General features: G+C 42.4%; 30 protein-coding genes and 1 pseudogene. 3 read left to right on the top strand and 28 right to left on the bottom strand.

Annotation, left to right across the window (positions count from 1 at the left end):
• Positions 1-2 precede the first annotated feature (2 nt).
• The 21 genes from ACSQ8O_RS10495 to ACSQ8O_RS10395 all read right to left on the bottom strand — a co-directional run bounded on the left by ACSQ8O_RS10495 (position 3) and on the right by ACSQ8O_RS10395 (position 8,478).
• Positions 3-191, bottom strand: a complete 189-nt coding sequence (locus ACSQ8O_RS10495; RefSeq protein WP_436241510.1) for a hypothetical protein — start codon at positions 189-191, stop codon at positions 3-5.
• Positions 192-293: 102 nt separating this feature from the next.
• Positions 294-503 (bottom strand): hypothetical protein, encoded by a 210-nt coding sequence (locus ACSQ8O_RS10490; RefSeq protein ID WP_436241509.1) that lies wholly within the window; start codon positions 501-503, stop codon positions 294-296.
• Between the two features lie 3 nt (positions 504-506).
• On the bottom strand, positions 507-797 hold the full coding sequence (locus tag ACSQ8O_RS10485) for a RusA family crossover junction endodeoxyribonuclease (RefSeq protein WP_436241508.1): 291 nt from the start codon (positions 795-797) through the stop codon (positions 507-509).
• Between the two features lie 385 nt (positions 798-1,182).
• Entirely contained in the window at positions 1,183-1,314 is a 132-nt protein-coding gene (locus ACSQ8O_RS10480; RefSeq protein WP_436241507.1) for a hypothetical protein, read from the bottom strand.
• Position 1,315: 1 nt separating this feature from the next.
• Positions 1,316-1,483 (bottom strand): hypothetical protein, encoded by a 168-nt coding sequence (locus tag ACSQ8O_RS10475; protein WP_436241506.1) that lies wholly within the window; start codon positions 1,481-1,483, stop codon positions 1,316-1,318.
• A gap of 8 nt (positions 1,484-1,491) precedes the next feature.
• The gene (locus ACSQ8O_RS10470; RefSeq protein ID WP_436241505.1) at positions 1,492-1,677 is read right to left on the bottom strand and encodes a hypothetical protein; all 186 of its coding nucleotides are present in this window, start codon (positions 1,675-1,677) and stop codon (positions 1,492-1,494) included.
• Positions 1,678-1,688: 11 nt separating this feature from the next.
• On the bottom strand, positions 1,689-2,162 hold the full coding sequence (locus ACSQ8O_RS10465) for an HNH endonuclease signature motif containing protein (RefSeq protein WP_436241504.1): 474 nt from the start codon (positions 2,160-2,162) through the stop codon (positions 1,689-1,691).
• A gap of 9 nt (positions 2,163-2,171) precedes the next feature.
• A complete protein-coding gene (locus tag ACSQ8O_RS10460; protein WP_436241503.1) occupies positions 2,172-2,342 on the bottom strand; it encodes a hypothetical protein in 171 nt (56 codons plus the stop codon).
• A 1-nt stretch (position 2,343) separates the two neighbouring features.
• A complete protein-coding gene (locus ACSQ8O_RS10455; RefSeq protein WP_436241502.1) occupies positions 2,344-3,600 on the bottom strand; it encodes a DnaB-like helicase C-terminal domain-containing protein in 1,257 nt (418 codons plus the stop codon).
• Positions 3,588-4,436 carry a phage replisome organizer N-terminal domain-containing protein gene (locus ACSQ8O_RS10450; protein WP_436241501.1) on the bottom strand — a complete coding sequence of 283 codons (849 nt, stop codon included), beginning with the start codon at positions 4,434-4,436 and terminating at the stop codon, positions 3,588-3,590. The genes ACSQ8O_RS10455 and ACSQ8O_RS10450 overlap by 13 nt, the downstream gene beginning before the upstream one ends.
• 20 nt (positions 4,437-4,456) lie before the next feature.
• Positions 4,457-4,795 (bottom strand): hypothetical protein, encoded by a 339-nt coding sequence (locus ACSQ8O_RS10445; RefSeq protein WP_436241500.1) that lies wholly within the window; start codon positions 4,793-4,795, stop codon positions 4,457-4,459.
• Between the two features lie 23 nt (positions 4,796-4,818).
• Positions 4,819-5,295 (bottom strand): AP2/ERF family transcription factor, encoded by a 477-nt coding sequence (locus tag ACSQ8O_RS10440; RefSeq protein WP_436241499.1) that lies wholly within the window; start codon positions 5,293-5,295, stop codon positions 4,819-4,821.
• 36 nt (positions 5,296-5,331) lie between these two features.
• Positions 5,332-5,997 (bottom strand): DUF1071 domain-containing protein, encoded by a 666-nt coding sequence (locus ACSQ8O_RS10435; protein ID WP_436241498.1) that lies wholly within the window; start codon positions 5,995-5,997, stop codon positions 5,332-5,334.
• Positions 5,998-5,999: 2 nt separating this feature from the next.
• Positions 6,000-6,590: a host-nuclease inhibitor Gam family protein gene (locus tag ACSQ8O_RS10430; RefSeq protein WP_436241497.1), complete on the bottom strand. Its 591-nt coding sequence runs from the start codon at positions 6,588-6,590 to the stop codon at positions 6,000-6,002.
• A gap of 17 nt (positions 6,591-6,607) precedes the next feature.
• Entirely contained in the window at positions 6,608-7,135 is a 528-nt protein-coding gene (gene yyaC, locus ACSQ8O_RS10425) for a spore protease YyaC (protein WP_436241496.1), read from the bottom strand.
• Positions 7,136-7,151: 16 nt separating this feature from the next.
• A complete protein-coding gene (locus ACSQ8O_RS10420; protein WP_436241495.1) occupies positions 7,152-7,319 on the bottom strand; it encodes a hypothetical protein in 168 nt (55 codons plus the stop codon).
• Entirely contained in the window at positions 7,294-7,473 is a 180-nt protein-coding gene (locus ACSQ8O_RS10415) for a hypothetical protein (RefSeq protein ID WP_436241494.1), read from the bottom strand. The genes ACSQ8O_RS10420 and ACSQ8O_RS10415 overlap by 26 nt, the downstream gene beginning before the upstream one ends.
• Before the next feature lie 14 nt (positions 7,474-7,487).
• Positions 7,488-7,817 carry a hypothetical protein gene (locus ACSQ8O_RS10410; RefSeq protein ID WP_436241493.1) on the bottom strand — a complete coding sequence of 110 codons (330 nt, stop codon included), beginning with the start codon at positions 7,815-7,817 and terminating at the stop codon, positions 7,488-7,490.
• On the bottom strand, positions 7,814-7,948 hold the full coding sequence (locus tag ACSQ8O_RS10405) for a hypothetical protein (protein WP_436241491.1): 135 nt from the start codon (positions 7,946-7,948) through the stop codon (positions 7,814-7,816). Before ACSQ8O_RS10405 ends, ACSQ8O_RS10410 begins: the two co-directional genes overlap by 4 nt.
• 60 nt (positions 7,949-8,008) lie before the next feature.
• The gene (locus ACSQ8O_RS10400) at positions 8,009-8,242 is read right to left on the bottom strand and encodes a hypothetical protein (RefSeq protein WP_436241490.1); all 234 of its coding nucleotides are present in this window, start codon (positions 8,240-8,242) and stop codon (positions 8,009-8,011) included.
• A gap of 20 nt (positions 8,243-8,262) precedes the next feature.
• On the bottom strand, positions 8,263-8,478 hold the full coding sequence (locus ACSQ8O_RS10395) for a helix-turn-helix transcriptional regulator (RefSeq protein ID WP_436241489.1): 216 nt from the start codon (positions 8,476-8,478) through the stop codon (positions 8,263-8,265).
• 158 nt (positions 8,479-8,636) lie between these two features.
• On the opposite strand from ACSQ8O_RS10395, the gene ACSQ8O_RS10390 reads away from it, so the two are divergent.
• A complete protein-coding gene (locus ACSQ8O_RS10390) occupies positions 8,637-9,047 on the top strand; it encodes a helix-turn-helix domain-containing protein (RefSeq protein WP_436241488.1) in 411 nt (136 codons plus the stop codon).
• Between the two features lie 224 nt (positions 9,048-9,271).
• Here ACSQ8O_RS10390 and ACSQ8O_RS10385 read toward each other — a convergent pair whose 3' ends face one another.
• Positions 9,272-9,682, bottom strand: a complete 411-nt coding sequence (locus ACSQ8O_RS10385; RefSeq protein WP_436241487.1) for a hypothetical protein — start codon at positions 9,680-9,682, stop codon at positions 9,272-9,274.
• 150 nt (positions 9,683-9,832) lie between these two features.
• On the opposite strand from ACSQ8O_RS10385, the gene ACSQ8O_RS10380 reads away from it, so the two are divergent.
• On the top strand, positions 9,833-10,009 hold the full coding sequence (locus ACSQ8O_RS10380; RefSeq protein WP_436241486.1) for a helix-turn-helix transcriptional regulator: 177 nt from the start codon (positions 9,833-9,835) through the stop codon (positions 10,007-10,009).
• Between the two features lie 352 nt (positions 10,010-10,361).
• On the top strand, positions 10,362-11,798 hold the full coding sequence (locus ACSQ8O_RS10375) for a recombinase family protein (protein WP_436241485.1): 1,437 nt from the start codon (positions 10,362-10,364) through the stop codon (positions 11,796-11,798).
• 26 nt (positions 11,799-11,824) lie between these two features.
• On the opposite strand, the pseudogene ACSQ8O_RS10370 reads toward ACSQ8O_RS10375, so the two are convergent.
• From ACSQ8O_RS10370 to yfkAB, 6 genes and pseudogenes are all read right to left on the bottom strand, one after another.
• Positions 11,825-12,199 (bottom strand): annotated as a pseudogene (locus ACSQ8O_RS10370) (manganese catalase family protein); the annotation flags it as partial.
• A gap of 15 nt (positions 12,200-12,214) precedes the next feature.
• The gene (locus ACSQ8O_RS10365; RefSeq protein WP_056624138.1) at positions 12,215-12,481 is read right to left on the bottom strand and encodes a spore coat protein CotJB; all 267 of its coding nucleotides are present in this window, start codon (positions 12,479-12,481) and stop codon (positions 12,215-12,217) included.
• Positions 12,478-12,717: a spore coat associated protein CotJA gene (locus tag ACSQ8O_RS10360; RefSeq protein ID WP_056624140.1), complete on the bottom strand. Its 240-nt coding sequence runs from the start codon at positions 12,715-12,717 to the stop codon at positions 12,478-12,480. Before ACSQ8O_RS10360 ends, ACSQ8O_RS10365 begins: the two co-directional genes overlap by 4 nt.
• A gap of 625 nt (positions 12,718-13,342) precedes the next feature.
• Positions 13,343-14,365 (bottom strand): sporulation integral membrane protein YtvI, encoded by a 1,023-nt coding sequence (ytvI, locus tag ACSQ8O_RS10355; protein WP_436241484.1) that lies wholly within the window; start codon positions 14,363-14,365, stop codon positions 13,343-13,345.
• Between the two features lie 38 nt (positions 14,366-14,403).
• Positions 14,404-15,741 (bottom strand): hemolysin family protein, encoded by a 1,338-nt coding sequence (locus ACSQ8O_RS10350; RefSeq protein WP_056624147.1) that lies wholly within the window; start codon positions 15,739-15,741, stop codon positions 14,404-14,406.
• Between the two features lie 26 nt (positions 15,742-15,767).
• Positions 15,768-16,895, bottom strand: coding sequence for a radical SAM/CxCxxxxC motif protein YfkAB (yfkAB, locus tag ACSQ8O_RS10345; RefSeq protein WP_436241483.1), 1,128 nt, complete (start codon positions 16,893-16,895; stop codon positions 15,768-15,770).
• Between the last annotated feature and the right edge of the window lie 17 nt (positions 16,896-16,912).

The following is a 16,912-nucleotide window of genomic DNA, read 5'->3' as shown; positions in this document are numbered from 1 at the left end:
TTTCAATCTCCCATCCATCTCTTCTTCTCCGCTACCTTCTTTTTATAATGCTCCGTAGGCGCTCTGTACGCCTCTCTCAGCTCTTTTACTGTCGGTTCCTTATAACCGCGTGGAACTGACTCTGAAATGCCCACTATAACCCCTGTAGGACTTCTCAAGACGAATAGAGTTTGTTTATGCCATGTGCTCATGTAGTCACCTTCCATACGTAACCGATTATCAACCCTACAAGTACCATGAATAGGAACACGTTCACTAATCCCCTGATCGCCCCTAGTCCGTCATCATCCTCTTCATTGAACACGGCTTTTCCACCCTTCAATCCAAAATGGAAACCACGGATCCTCTTCTCCTTCAACATATACCTCGACGTGAGATCCTGATTTTGAAATGCTAACAACTTTATTTTCACATATGATTTTTCCTTGGTGAACGTAGCCTACATAATCACCGATTCGCACTTTGTTCCCTTTCCGATCCGTGAACGACTTAACTTCGATCATCCGCTATACCTCCACTAAGTGAATGTTTATATGCTTCGGCTTGCTTATACCACCCTTAACCACGCGAAGCTCTACAACTTCTTCCGTGCTGTCATCCGGGAGGATGCCCAACTTAACTAAAGCATCCCCAATGAACTTAAATGCGAAAGCATAGTTGTCCAGATCCCTTCGGCGCTTATCTGGAAAGTAAAACTCTAGCGTTATAGATACTCGTTTAACTGGTTGGATCCCATAAATCCAACATGAATCCCTTACAATGCTTTCCCATTGCTCTTTTAGCTTCGCCCGTTGCATATAATGCATCCTGTTTAATTCGTTTAGATTCGGGGGGAACTCATGGACAGTGAATGTTTGGATGTCGCTTTCTCCTTTCGCTTTCGATTAGGGTACGGATACGGCTTGATGACATTGACTGTCTTACTTTTCTTGCGTATCCTCACTGGTTTCAATGGTTCCGGTATTTCAATTATTTTCACTTGCTCAATAGCGCGAACACACAACCGATTTAACTCCTCACCTAACATTCCAAGCTGCTGAAATATCGGACAATCATGGCAGGTCGTTGGATTGGATCTTGCTCTCTTCGTACACACATGGCAGTTAGCTATCTCTAGCTTGCTAATTCTAGATATCAGATCGAACCTGAGTTCACGTCTTTGACTCCGATCGTTCATGAGAATCACCTCACTGTGATTACTTCAAAATGAATACCTGTGAACACATGCTTTGTTTGCTCGATGTACAACATGGCAACTTCTCTATGCATTGGCCGGCCAAACGGTTTACCATAACTAGTCAATCTCACCTTCATATCACTCATACTCCTTTAGGTACTCCAATATTGTTAACACTCTCGGCAACGTGATTTTGTATCGTTCGCTGTACCAGGTTGCAAACTCCGTATCTGATAACTCAGGGAATACTGGTCTTACTTGCCTGATCGACTTCACTACACCGTCATACAATTGCAGTTGTTGCATGTCCTCACCTACCAGATCCTAGAATTGGTTTTCTTCTCTACCCGTGGTGCCGGTAATGCGCGATACTTCTCCAACTCTTCCTCCGATAAAAAATAAGTTGTAACGGGACTATTGGCATCCCCTTTGACATTTTGAGTGCCGATAATAGCAGATGTAAGCATTTGTTTCCCGATTGAATTTGCCATTTTACCCACGCCTTAACCCCCTATTTTTCGTCTACGACCTTCCATGCCTTGTTGTTAACAATCTGCATTATATGATTAGGTGCTACTCCATATTTCTTTCCCAGAGCGAATGACGAATTATCGCAACTGAACCATTTATATGAATCCCGTATTTCTTTAACTTTTTCCCAATCTAATTTTGCCTTAAAGTGATTCTCACCACTAGGTTTATTGCCTCTGTTTTTTGCGTACATGTCTTTAATGTTGTCTTTTTGCGTTCCTAAAAATAAATGTTCTGGATTTACGCAATTACGAACATCACATCTATGACATACAAAGAGACCATCGGTAATTGGGCCGTTAAAAAATGACCATGCATATCTGTGTGCTTTTAGTTTTTTACCATCGTGGAAATATGAACCGTATCCGGTTGTATAAAAACCTCCTGTCCATAACCAACAATCACCAGTTGAATCAACTCTTTTCCTAAATCTTTCAGGTAACTTTTCTAGCATTTTATTGCCTCACCCTTTCGCTCTACTTGGTCTTGTCTTGCTTCTCCACACATTTTTCTTATGTGACTCTATGTAGTCCTTCGGATCTGTACGGCGGTTGTACTGCATTAGCCTAGCTGCGTCATAACGTGTCTGCAGGTCAATGTCCGGGTTCATGGCGATTGCGAAAAGTTCTTCCATCTCAGAACACCTCCGAGATTCTTTGATACTTCTTCGTAAAATTGATGTATATAGGCTTGCTGTTATCGTTTCGGCGTACTTTAAACTTCACGATTCTGTAATTAGCGTATTGCTTCTGCTTCTCATTCATTTTGTCGTTGTCATCTTCTAAGATGGGTTCGAAGAACAGCACACCGTCACAAGCATTCTTCATCTTCTTAGCACCTTCAATCTGTCCCTCATCGTTAAGCTGCGATAATGCAATTATAGGAACGTCTAGCTCGACCGCTAAGGTCTTTATATCCTCTGACAGCCTGTACATCTTCTGCCACTCCTGCAAGCCCTGTACGTTCCCCTCAAGCTCCATACGCCCTAGGTAGTCGATTAGGATATAGTCTGGCTTCTTGCCTGCGTTCATTAGCTTTTTATAACCTCTGCGAATGGAGTTGATTGTCATAACGGGAATCCTGGATAGAACAAGATTCTTTTTTCCGATCAGATCATACTGGGCTGAAATCTTGTCTAGCGCTTCGACCATATCCATAGAAAATTGAGAAGTCATTACTTCCGTTGTTGGAATCCCAGACCTCATGGAAACTATCCGCATAGATAGTTCCTCATCCCTCATCTCAGCGTTTGCATAGTACCCAATGTAATCCTGCGTTACTGACAAATCGTTTGTTATATTCAATGCTAGGGCTGTCTTACCATGACCTGATTGAGCACATAAGAGAATCAAGTCTCCACCTAGCAATCTGTAGAACGTGTCATTTAACTCAGGGAAAGCTTTCAACTGGATACCCTTTGCAATCTCTGGATTTATTGCTCGATCTACAATCGCTTGGAAATGGTCGCTTGCATACTCACTAGGCATGATGGTTAGTTTGGAATCTGTGTCCTGGTAATCGATGCTTACACCATTGCGAAGCAGCGTTGTTAAATCCTCTAGCTTGCAGTCGGTTGTAATCAGCTTGTTGAGCTCCCGGATATGTGCAAGCCCCAACTTTTTCACATGTGCTACTTTTAATTTGTTGATGAAGTATGGGAGATCATCCTTTTCAAATCGCATGTACTGACAATCGTTTATGTAATCGCTGTTGAATCGTTTAGCCAATAGCATGGTGTTAAACGTGACAGCACCTTTCATCTCGTACATCTTGCGAACTGTCTCTTGAGCATTTGGCGACTGAAAGAGATAGAAAGGGACTTGATCCGTTACTTCCTCCATAAGCCCGTTCATCATTGCTTTGATGATTGTTTTTTCAGCTACAATGTCCACGGTAAAGGTTCAACCTCCTTTTCTTTTTTTGCTGTTGGAGGAATACTTGTCCGACTTTCGGATATAATAAGAGTAGGAGTTAAAGACCAGTCATCTTTCCAACGTTCTTGGTTAAGGAAAACTTGCGCAGCACAGATGTTGTAACCCTTATGTGTTTGGTAATTAACGTAGTCGTTTACACCTTTCAACATCTGGTCCATGTTGATCTTCTTATCTCTCCATAACAGAATCCATTTTGCTAATGACATTTTTTTATTGCTTCCTTTGGTCGGGTAGGCACTCCAAAATGTTTCAAAAGCAATTGCGGATTCATCCTTAACGACAATATGTTTAAGATCTTTTTCTATATCTAATTCTAGTTCTATATCTGTTGCGTTATCTTGCGTTACTTCGAGCGTTACTGTAACGTTACTTTGCGTTACTTTTGCGTTACTTTCGAGTAATTCGAGCTTCTTTTTCTCTCTGTGAGCAGATGCCCTCAACCGTGTTTGCTCCTTGATTTTTTCCATCTTATCTACGCTTTGATGCTTTTCCCAGTTGGTAACGAATATATAACCGTTGTCGTCAATGTCGATCATTCCAAACTCTGAGAATGTACGCATTGCTAACTCAACAAGCTGCTGTTGTTTACCGAAAAGTGTCGCAAGCATAGCAGGTGTATACGGTATGTTCTTTTTTAAATAGATGTAACCACCATCACTCGTTTTTCCCGCCTGGGATAGCACCTTAAACCACATAACAAGAAGTGAATCGCCCTCCGGCATGGATTGAAGTATCTTAATTTTGTCATCTGCGAAAATATCCGTTAACACCTTGAACCACGTTACACCAGCCATATAATCACCTACTCAACTCGCTAGTTTTTAATTGTTTTAATTATTCCCATTCTCCGCAGCTTGTTATTTACTGACTTTTCTGTTTTTCCGATCTTCTCGCCAATTTCCCGGTATGACATATCAGTACCTTTGAACAATGATGTAAGCTTCGATTCCTCTTCGAACGTCCAGCGTGGTCTCTTCTTTTCATCATCAACCGCATTAAACTCCCCTAGATCAAGATCACCTTCAAGCATGTCCAATATCTTTAAAGCGCCTTTCCACCTTGCTATGTCTAAAGGTAGATTACCTTCATACGGTCCTGAGTAGACGTACCGCTTATCCTCGATCCAGGTTAACAACTTTTGATTGTCTGCCATGTTCTAGACCTCCTAAAGATCCGTCAGATAATTTCGTTTAATCTTGCGAATTCACCGTGATATTTAATTGCTGCTTCGTTGTAAGCTCGCGCTGCTTCTTCCTTTGTTTTGAAACATCCTAAATGTATTGATTTTCCATCCATTCGAATCAATGCTCTCCACGATGAATTGCGGCTTGATTTGTTTAAGAAAACACCTTTATATCCAGAAGATCCGCCTCTTCCACACGAGTTCCGTAGGTTCTCTCCTTGTGTGCAAAAACGTAGGTTTGATCGTCTATTATCTAAAGGATTTCCGTTCTTGTGGTCAATTACATGCCCTTTTTTAGCGTTCATGATTTCGCGGTGTATGAGGATCTTCCACTGTTCGCCTTTGCTTCTATCACCAAGCCTATATCCGTATCCGTATTGAGATTTATTCCAACGATATTTAGATAGCCATTCGTAATCTTCATCATCAACAAGACAAATTTCACCTTTGCCAAGTCTTAGTTCCCCCATTGCTTGTACACCCCTTTCTTAAAGCCAGGTGAGGGACTAAGCCCCCACCGCGTCATCCATTGCCGCCTTGATCTTTTTCAGTTCTGCCACATCCACAACATCTTTCTTGAAGAACTTCACAGGACGCTCTAACATGGCTGTGCAGAACTCATTCAAGTCTGGGAAACCCATATTACGTTTCTTCATCAAGCCCATTACGTCACGTTGTAGCGCTTCTGATAGCTTCTGTTGACCGACTTCTTGAGCTGCGTTCTTTGATTGTTCATTCTTTTCTTTCCAGTTAATCTCTTTCGGTTGTTCAGGCGTTGTAGGAGCTTCCTCCGCGCCCTCTGGCAGGTCTTCTCCTGCGTAGATGTATAAACCCAACCCATGTAGTGCAATCGCTTTTACAAGGCATCTCTGAATGCTAGTGTTAATTTCAAAGCTGTTAGGTTGTGCAATCGGTTTATTGTTGTTATTAAGTACCGGATGGATCTGGGAAAGTGTGATACCTTGAACCGTGACTGCTACTTCTACAAAGATTCCGTACTTTGTTTCCATGAAAGGCATACCGTTGAATCGAAGCACTTCCCATGTTGCCGTTGGATCTTTCTTGCGTAGAACGTCTACAGCCCATGCCCATGATAAGTAACTGAACTGTCCTTTCTTTTCAGTGTGTTCACGTACATCTATCTTGGCTAAATCAGTGAAATAGTTTTCCATGTTTACACCTCCGAAACTTTGATATCTAAAACGTCTGGCTGCGGTTCAACTGTGATGCCTTCGACTAACTGACCGTCATTGTCATACACTCTTCCGTTACTACCGACTTGAAAAGACTTCTTAATTTCCGTTTTAACAGGTTCTTTCTTGGTTCTAATCAATTCTTGGAAGTCGTTCTGCTCCAGGTACGCAACGAGCAAATCTTCATCATACAGCCACTTATCAGGCTGCTTGCGGTAAGCTATTTTTCCGTAAGGAGTTTTGATTTTGTATGTTGGATCTTCTGCACGTTTGTCTGCTGCATATTCGGTGATCAATGCTTTGAAGAAGTTCTCAGACTCAGTTAAACCACGCGTTTCTTTTTCAGCGAACAACTTCAATCGCTCAATCTCTGCAACGATCATGTTGCTCATCTCAAGTTTCTTCGCTTCAATAGCAGCTAATTTCCGTAGTGCCCAGTTAAGAGAAGGCATATCCTTTACTTGAAACCGTTGCTTTAATTCCTCTTTGTTTTCCAATCCTGCATCCCATAGCATTTCTTCCAATCCATCGATCATTTGAAGCTCAGTCGCATAAAGGGGATTGATACTCATCTATAACACTCTCCAGTTCATTTATTTTTTGTTGCGCTGCGTTTAGCTCGTTTTCTAGGTATGCAATGATCTCCGTCTCGCTCATTGTCGGTCACTCCTTCTTTAGTGGCTGCGACTTCTAGCAACTTGTTACCGAACTTTTGTTGAATCATTCCGACGATTTCATCAGCCATTTTCATGACTAGGGATAAACGTGTGTTTTGAAGCACAAAGTATTCCATGAAACCACCGACATTCACGATACCCATATAGTGATAATCTCCAACTGGCTTTAAATCCTTGTTCACTCCTGCACCTGGCTTAATCGGGCCCTTCATGTGCTTGATTGTGCCCACGCTACTGACTTGACCAAGAGCTGCATCTACTGCAACGATATAGACTCCTTCTGGTATTTCAGCCAATCTTTTTTCCATGTTCATAGCGTGTAAGGGTTCATCTAATGTGCCTGTTACGGGATATCCTAGAGCTTGTAGACGCGTTCCCACTAACGGTCCAAGTGAGTCGCCCGTTGAACGATCAGTACCAATACAGGCAAAATGTATCAATGTTAAAACCTCCGAATTATGATATACTTACCGTAGAATTATTTTTCATGCCGCCCTCAAGCTGTTCGAGCAGCTTACGGGCTTTTTTTGCGTGAAGTAAGAGATTGCGATTCTGTCTCTTATGATGCGGCCGTTGTCTAGCAAGCCACTGACATTCCTCAGGAGTTAGCAACTTTATTAGCATGTTCCGCCTCCCTACGCTTCGACTCCATCTCGATCATCATCTTTTCCGACTCACTACCACCGAATGAAGTAATCTCGCGGTGACGATCATGGAGGTCATCGTCAGTCCATCCTTTAAAGTAATCCTTCAACCATTGCGGGCTTATAAAACTCATCGTTCAGCACCTCCTTATACAAGTTTGTAATGCCGGACTTCTTCGATTGTGTAATTTAAGCGGCTGTAATCAACCTCATTTTTCCGTAGAATCTTTCTTAAATTCGATTTCATTACTGTGAGTTTTTCTATTGCTTTTTCAGGGTTTTGAGTCATTGAGTATACCGATGTATCTGCAACATGCTCCGTATAGTTTGTTCTGGATTCCCTTATGCTTACATCGATCGAACATACATGACCTGAGAAGTTAAAGAATGCGCAGTAATTTGTGAACTCGTTGACCATGTAAACCAATGTTTGAATTTCCCCGACTAACATCGCAATTTGTAACTTTTGATTTTTCATATTCTGTTCAGCTCCTCTTCATCAAGCTGTAAATCATCTTGCACTTCTTTAGCACATCCACCACATGCATTGCCGATCCCGTCGATGCGGTGTGTTGCGACTTCTTCGCAGCCAGCTATTTCACATTTCATGCGTTTGCTCCTTTGGTAAATTTTTAGGATGGATAGTAACCGTTTACTTGGGGTACGATATCAGCGGCGGTCAACCATTTCACATTTGCAGCCAGTCATGACTTCGGCGATTACTTTCATGCAGCGGTCTGGCAAATCTGTTTTAAGTGGATCAATCTGCTTGAGTTCACCGTCGATCACCATGTAATCAGCAACGATTCTGAGTTTTGGCCGTTCATTACGTTTCCGTTTCACAGGCATTGGAATCATCTCCTCATGCCTATGTGTATGTGCCATTGCCTGTAGGACAGCCATACAAATCACCACCTTTCCGATTAGTTTCTATGTGCTACTTGTCGCACATCAGGGATAAAAAAAATGTCCCTTGCATCTTTTTTGAAGTATGTGGAAATCTTGAGTAGTAGTTCAGCGGATGGTACACCTCCATTGAGTACTCTGTAGATTGATCCACGAGATACTTTCAATTCCTTAGACATGTGAGTGATGTTGATGTTATTGGATTCAATAAGAAATTGAAGGTTGTTTTTCATTTAATCACCCCTTTCGTTTATTTCCTTGTTTTACCTGTAGCACACTTATAATGTACTACGAATAAAACATAATGTCAACTCCGTAACACATGAAATTTAAAATTATTTGTAGTACAATGTTGTTCTATTAGTTGAACAAAATAAGAGGGTGAATTATTGTGCAGGATCTCGGAGAAGTACTGAAAGGTTTGAGAGGTAAATTAAGTCTTAGAGATGCAGCTAAGCGAAGTGGATTAAGTTACTCTTATATTAGCTCTTTAGAGAAAGGGAAACATCCAAGAACAGGAGCGCCAATAAATCCAACACCTGATATATTGAAGAGCTTATCGAATGCTTATAACTATCCATATGAAGAGTTAATGAAGAAGGCTGGATATTTATCTGATGAAGGAGAAGAGCAAGAAGAAAAAAAAGAACTCAACCACGAAGCCGTGAATGAGTTCATTGATTATTTGAATGATCCTAAGTCAGTTATTAACGGTCATCCTATACCGCAGTCATTTATTGATGATATGACGCGCTATGTAGACACTCTAACGGCCATGGGCAAGTTGAAGGGCAAACCGTAGATACAGCTCTGTAAGCCTGACAATGGATGATGGATTTCTGAGATGATGTTTTCAATACTTCGGCTATTTCGTTTAAGTCAATACCCGTTTTTTTTAGTTTCTCAGTAAAAATATCCATGGATTAGTTCCCCCAGATGTAACCCTATTTTTTCTATATCTGCTTCAATGATTTCTTACAGGCGCGAAAATATGTCCCTTGGGCGAATCTATTTAAACGGGGATCCTTAGCCCTCATAAATATGTGACAGTTTGGCTTCCCCAGAATGCAGCATTTTTTCGAGATTTTTGTTTAAAGTCACTAACATGTAAGTGGTGTCAGGATCAATACGGAATTCAATTCCTTCAACGGTTAAATGAGGATTTAAGTCTCTCATTATAATGCCTAGAGCGACTTTAAAATCAGGTCGAACAAAATCAAAAAAATCATTTTCTTCATTTCTTGATTGTAAAAATGAAATATATCTTTTCTCCATGTATACACGTTCGACTTTATATTGTATAAAAATAGCTTGATTTACAATTCGCGCTTCAGTATTAACCGGGCCTCGACCAGTTACGTTTCTGTAACTTTTACCTAATTGTTTACCAATTTCTTTTTCGATACTCTTGAAGTTAGTCTTGTTGTCATCGTTCAAAATTAGTAGATCTCCTATTCTTGTTTTCATTTTAACAACAAAGTGCGAACAAAACAAGAACAACCGTTCGCATTTTTATAAATATTTTTGAAAGGTGAAACCATGGCTCTCCAATTTGGGAGAAGCCGTTTACCTGAGCTGCTAGGTAAGATGAGTCAAGCCGAGTTTGCCCGACGTATAGATGTTTCTGAACCCTACGTTTCGCAAATCATTAAAGGCAAGACGACGTTTTCACTTTTGAAAGCCAAGCACGCTGCTGATGTTCTCAACTGCAACATAGAAGATCTTTACGTATGGATACCTGAGATAAAAGGTAAACGGCTGTGAGTAGATTTACTACTCCTCCGCGGTGGATACCTTAATCTATAACTTAAGGGTGACTTCCAAATAATTCAACCTGTAACTATAAAAGGTTATATGGTAACGTACTAAAGTCTAAAAGCAACATCTTACACTCCATGTAATGGTATACCGATTAAGCGCTTAATTCCACTGGAAAATTTTGTATCACATCAACTAAGCACAGAGTTGTATATAGTATTCGTTTTAAAATCTAATATACGGGGGGTGGAAAATGTACATTAAACAACAAAATAATGTGAGATATTCCACAAAGTTACACCTAGTCAGGGATACTATAGCAGTATAATGTTAAGAAAGTATTAGGAGGCAAAAAAACATGCGTGTCATTTCTTACATTCGTGTCAGTACGGAAGATCAAGCAGAGAAAGGTAATTCCCTAACCGAACAACAGGAACGCCTTACAGCGTACTGTGTGGCTATGGGATGGCCTCCTCCTGCTTTTATCATAGATGATGGTTACAGCGCTAAAAATTTGAACCGCCCAGGTATCACCGAAATGATCAAACGTGTTGAACGCAAAGAGGTGGATATCATTCTAACCTCTAAGCTAGACCGGTTGTGCCGTAACCTTTTGGACCTTTTGCAAATCATTCAAACATTCAGCAAATACGGCTGCAGCTACGTATCATCTTCGGAGAGCTTCGATACTTCCACCGCGGTAGGACGCATGACTCTGCAACTGCTCGGTACGTTCGCTGAGTTCGAGCGTGAGCGTATTTCCGAACGCGTGCATGATAACATGGTTAGTATCGCTAGGAACACTGACAAGGCGCTAGGTAAGCCCTGTTACGGTTACGACATCATAGATGGTATGTATGTGATAAATGAGGATGAAGCCGCTAACGTCCGCTATATGTTTGATATGGCCGAACAAGGTCAAGGCCACCGAATGATTGCTAAACACCTGAATTTAAAAGGTGTGCTGACGAAGCAAGGTAAACCGTGGGATCAGATCAATGTTAAGCGGTTAATGAAAACAGAAACGATAGCCGGGATACGTATCTTTAACAAAAGGAAAACAGAACACGGGAAAACAGTGCTTCGAGATCAAAGTGAATGGATTATCAAGGATGATAACCATCCTGCAATTATAGATCCTGAGAGGTACGAGAAAGCGCAGGACATTATATCTTCACGTTCTAAGGCACGTAGTCACGCCGACAACGAGACTTATCTCCTTACAGGCCTAGTTAAGTGTAAGTACTGTGGAGGCGGTATGAAGGGCGCTACGAACCGTCATAAGACCAAGTACAATGATTACACTTACCACCGCTACATCTGCTCGTCCTATGTGCTTGGATATGGCTGCAGACATCATGCAGTACACCGCGGCGATTTAGAAGATCTTATTATTGGACAGATCAAGTGGGTAGCATCCGCAACAGATAAGGAACTGAACATCAAAGTTGCAGCAGCTAACGTGGATACTGAGTTAAAAGAGATTAAAGCGCAACTCGCTAAACTGGACAAGCAGATGCAGAAGCAACTCGAAGCATACACAATGGATCTCATTACCGCGCAGGTTTTAAAGATGGCAACCGATAAAGCAGAAGCTGACCGCGCTATCTTACTCGACCAGTTAACCAAACTTGAGAATCAAAATGGGAATGCATCGAATGTTCAAAACAATGCTATGAAGCTCCTGGAAGATATAACTGGGGATGACCGTATGAAGGCGAAGGCCGCTATACGCTTGCTAATTGATAGCGTAATTGTTGAAGGGGAAGAGATCTCTGTAACGTGGAAACCCTAGGCGGAATCATTGGCGCCTTAATATACAATAGGTTCTCCTTTCGCTTGTATGTAGGTTGCGGTCCAGGGGACGCCTCCTGCGCTCTGATAGAAGAGCCCTCGATCATGGGCTACGTAGTGATCATCCAATCCTGCTGCCTTCATTTGCTCCAGCGTGGCATCTTTCGTCAGCTTATACACCATGGTAGCAATCATCTCGAGGTGTGCAAACTCTTCCGTACCAATGTCCGTCAGCAAACCTACAACCTTATCCGGAATCGAATAGCGTTGGTTCAAATAGCGAAGTGCCGCAGCGAGTTCCCCATCTGCTCCCCCATACTGCTCAAGAAGCAGTTTGGCCATCCGCGGATCACATTTGCTTACCTTGACCGGGTATTGCAACTTTTTCTCATATATCCACATTGGCTATCCTCCTTCTTAAACTTGCCACGGCCAAGGAGTCTCCACCCATTGCCATGGCGCTTTCGTGAAACTGTGTCCAAAGGGCATCAAAGGGCCAAACTCCATTTCGAACTGCTGTGCCATATGCATGCGCTTATGGGCAAATTGATTATACTGCTGAAGCACGCTCAGATCGTCAGGGTGCGTATCCAAATAAAGTGTCAACTCCACCAATACAAAATCCACGGCTTGCAAATCACGAAGTTGCGTGTAATAGGCTTCGGGCAGCACTCGCTCGCTCATGTAGATTCGCCTCCTTCATCAGCTCTAATCTCCTGTAACGGATTCGGATAGGGCCCATAAAGTGCTGGCCAGAGCGTCCCCATTTTCAAAGCATCATAAGGGCTAAACTGTGGCAATCCTGGCGGTTGAAAATGCATATATAATTGCGGCGGCGTATTATACCATTTCACTCGAATCGGTGGACAAGGGTCACACGGTCCGATATACGGGTACCAACTTTTAAATTGTGTGTACATACGTCTCCTCCTTTTTCAGAGCCTATATGACTCGTTATATGCGGCATAACTTGACCAAAATCACCTATTCCCATATTTTTCGAGAAAATCTCTTCACCACTGTTGCCCCAACTCTCCCCCCAATATGAGTAGGGAGTAATAATGATTGTAATGTGGAGTTGTGTGTGCAATGAGAATAGATGGAGAGTTGTGAGGATAAAGAGAAGAGTGTAGTGGAGTTATGTGAAGTGAGAGGAGAATGTGGAGTCATGTAGCAAGTTTGTGGAGGCAACAAATGTAGTGCCCGATAGTGTAAGGTTGTTGATTTTCTAGGAAATCTCAAGCTCTTGTCCTCTCCCCCTGTCAAACATGCAAAAGAGCACTTTTCGAATGGGTTCCACCCCTCCGCTATTGGAAACTGATGCAAATAGGCATCAATTTGGAGTGATTTCAGGAGATTATCATGAAATACGTTACAAAGGATGCCTATTCGCAGGCATTTAGCATTATCAAACGATAAATTAGTAAAAAAGGTTGTACTTTTGCATTTTTGAGAGATGATTAGCCTTTCGCCCCACCAAACGCAAAAAAATCCCTCTCCGATTGCACCCACGCAATTCGAAAAGAGATTTCTTTTAGCCCATTATTAATCTAATTTAATATTCAAATTCAACACGCCTGCTTTGCGCAATGCTTGATAAATAATGACGACTAGAGGGCCGAGGAACAAACCAGCAAAGCCTAGCCATTCAAAGCCAATGTACAAGGAAATTAAAGCCGCTAACGAGTTGATTCCAACTGCATCACTAAGCACTTTTGGCTCTACAATCCGACGCAAGATGATGAGTACCAAGAAGAGCACGAATAGCCCAATTCCCATACTCGTATATCCTAGCAACAGCTGATAAATGATCCATGGGATGAAAATAATTCCAGTCCCAATCACAGGCACGAATTCCATCACCATAACTAGTAGTGAAATTGCGAGTGGGTACTCTGCCCGAAGAACGAGCAATCCAATGAAAGTCAACAAATACGTAAAAATCGCCATGATCAGTTGAGCGCGTATGAAGCCAAAAATGGCCTCACGCAAATAAGTCAGCACATGCTCCATTTTATCCTTCGTTTTCGTTTCAAACATCGAGAGAAAAGCAACCTTCAAATTGGGCAAGTTGTACATGCACAAATACAGGGTGATCACATAGATGATCAACAACATGAATAAATTAGGGATTTTCCCGGCCATATTGAGGAAAAAGCCTGAAATACCACTCAAAATACTCGTCAATGCTCCGGTTAATGTCTCTGTACTCCGTTCTACCCACGTCTGTACTTGCGCTGCCATCTCTGGGGATAAAGAATCATAGAATACTTGGGTTCGCACTACAGCTTGATCCACGTATTTATTGACATCCTCCATATAATTAGGCGCTTTACGACCAAGATCGATTAACTCCGTTACGACATTCATCCCAATAAAATAGATTAATGCCACCATCAGCAAAGTAAATGCCGTACTAACGATGGTTGCGGCGACAAAGCGTTTCATTTTCGCGACACGCATCAAGAGAGTTGTGAGTGGGTCTAAAAAAATAGCAGTCACCAACGCTAAGAAAAATGGCAGCCCTACGGTGAACAAACCGTATAACACCAATATTCCTATCGCCATGATTATAGCTGTCCTGGGTGACATAGAGACTCCTCCGATTATTCATTTCCCGGTTTAACCGTGTCGATATTCGTTATATGTATACGAACAATACGTAATCGATCTACCTCAGTCACTTCGAAAACATGATTAGCATAAGGCACTTTCTTCCCTTTGACAGGCGCGCCTTCCACCTTCTTGAACAGCCAGCCGCCAATCGAATCCACATCATCGTCTTCAATTTGAAGGTCCAGCATGTCGTTCAGGTCTTCCAGCAATACACGACCATCGACAGAGGTATATTTGTCTTTCACTTCCACGCCAGGTCGCTCATTCACATCGAATTCGTCATGCAATTCTCCCACGATTTCCTCTATGATATCTTCCAAAGCTAAGAGACCCGCAGTTCCCCCGTACTCATCAACAACGATCGCGAGTTGGGAATGCTTTTTCTGCATGAGCTTAAGCACACGGCTAACTTCCATCGACTCCGGCACGTTCAGAATCGGACGAATGAAGGTTTTAAGTTCCTGCTCAACATCAGGATCCGCCGTTAGTAAGTCAGCAATATGTACAAAACCTACGATGTTATCTTTATGCCCATCAGCTACAGGGTAGCGTGTGTGCTTGGTTTCATGAACGAAACGCAAATTATCGATAAAACTTGTTTCTAGAAACAGACAATCCATATCTGTCCGCGGCAGCATCACTTCACGAGCGATGAGATCGGAGAATTCGAAAATGTTATCGAAAAGCGTCATCTCGTCTTCATTGATATGACCGCTTTTGACACTCTCATCCATCAGGATTCGAATTTCTTCCTCCGTATGCGCCGCTTCATTCTCACTGGCAGGCTCTACGCCGATCATTGCCAGAAATTTGTTCGCTGCGCCATTAAGCACCCAAATAATCGGGCGAAATATTCTATAGAAAAACAATAGCGGAGCTGAGAGCCACAAAGAGGTCAATTCAGGTTTTTGAATCGCAAATGATTTAGGGGCCAATTCCCCTAGCACAATGTGCATAAACGTAATAAATCCGAAAGCAATAACAAAAGACAAAGTCGTTGTATACACGGATTCCCCTAAACCAAACGTATGAAATAGAGGTTCCATAATCAGATCATGAATCGCAGGCTCTCCAATCCAACCCAGTCCCAAGGAGGCAAGTGTAATGCCAAGCTGTGTAGCTGATAAATACCTATCCAGTTGTGACGTTACGATACTCGCATATTTGGCTTTTCCGCTGCCTTCATTGACAAGCTGTTGAATACGAGAATGTCGAACTTTCACAAGGGCAAACTCAGCTGCTACGAAAAATCCATTTAACAGGACGAGTAAGATAACCAGGAAAAGATTGAGTGCGATGGAACCGAAATCAAACGACGTATGTGGCAAAATGTATTTCTCCTTCAGAAAGATGATTAGATAATAGCTTTACGGCTTTTGAAATCCACAGTGCGATAGTACGAGTCAGCTACAAGCAGATTGGGTCCGCAACAGGATGCCGTACTACAGAAGCAATTCACCCGCTGGTTCAGCGGATTGTTCTCCCAACGTGCAAAGATATCATCAAGCCCATCATCATGTATATTTCCAAGCGGAGGCTCATTAGCAAAATCGGTGACGAAAACCTCGCCAGTAAACGTACTGACGTTCAATCGGTTCCGCCCGTCTGGGTCGTTACGAACCGTAACATTCTGCTCTTCACGTAGACGCTTAACTAACTTACGGTCCGCTTCCAGTTCATTACATGCGAAGAAAGGCAGCGTGCCGAACAGCATCCACATGTCCGGATTGCGGTGGTCTAACAAGCGATGGATACTCGCACGCAATTCGTCCAGGGTAACCATCGGCAGATGTGAGGCGAAAGAGCTTGCATACATCGGATGTACCTCGTGACGCTTACAGCCCATTTCGTTAATTAACTGATGAATCTCTGGCAATTTCATATGGGTTCGCGTGTTAATCATCGATTCCGCAGAAACGTACAAACCACCCTTACTTAGCGCGATCGTATTATTCACCATTCGCTCATACATCCCTAATGCCGTTACTTGCCCGACCGGACGCTGAGAATTCACAAATCCTACCTGATGGAAATCATCTGCATTCAAATAATTAAACGAAATATGCATCACATCGAGATACGGCGCAAGCAGCTCATAACGCTCCAAATCTAATGTTAAATTCGAGTTAATTTGAGTGCGAATTCCCCGCTCCCGCGCGTACTTCAGGATTGGCAGCATGTAGTCCTTCACAATCTTGATGTGGTAAGACGGCTCGCCGCCTGTTAAACTGATCGTTTCCAAATATTCAATTTCATCCAGTTTTTTCAAAATAACTGGCAACGGGATACGTGGTCCTTCTGACATCGTAAGTGAATCCCCAACTGCACAATGCTCACAACGCATATTACACAGATTGGTGATGGTAAGCTCAATGCTGGTTAATACATGTTTCCCGTATTTCCGATATGACCGAATGGGGTCCCAAGGATCATAATGGGGGGTTAACTCCGGTAAGATGGAGTGTGTTACGTTCCTATTCATGCTGTTTACACCTGACC

The sequence above is a fragment of the Paenibacillus sp. LjRoot56 genome (genome assembly GCF_964253335.1).
Classification (GTDB): Bacteria; Bacillota; Bacilli; order Paenibacillales; family NBRC-103111; genus Paenibacillus_E; species Paenibacillus_E allorhizoplanae.
The sequence above is the reverse complement of the archived record's forward strand: the minus strand, read 5'-3'. Positions and strand labels throughout refer to the sequence as shown.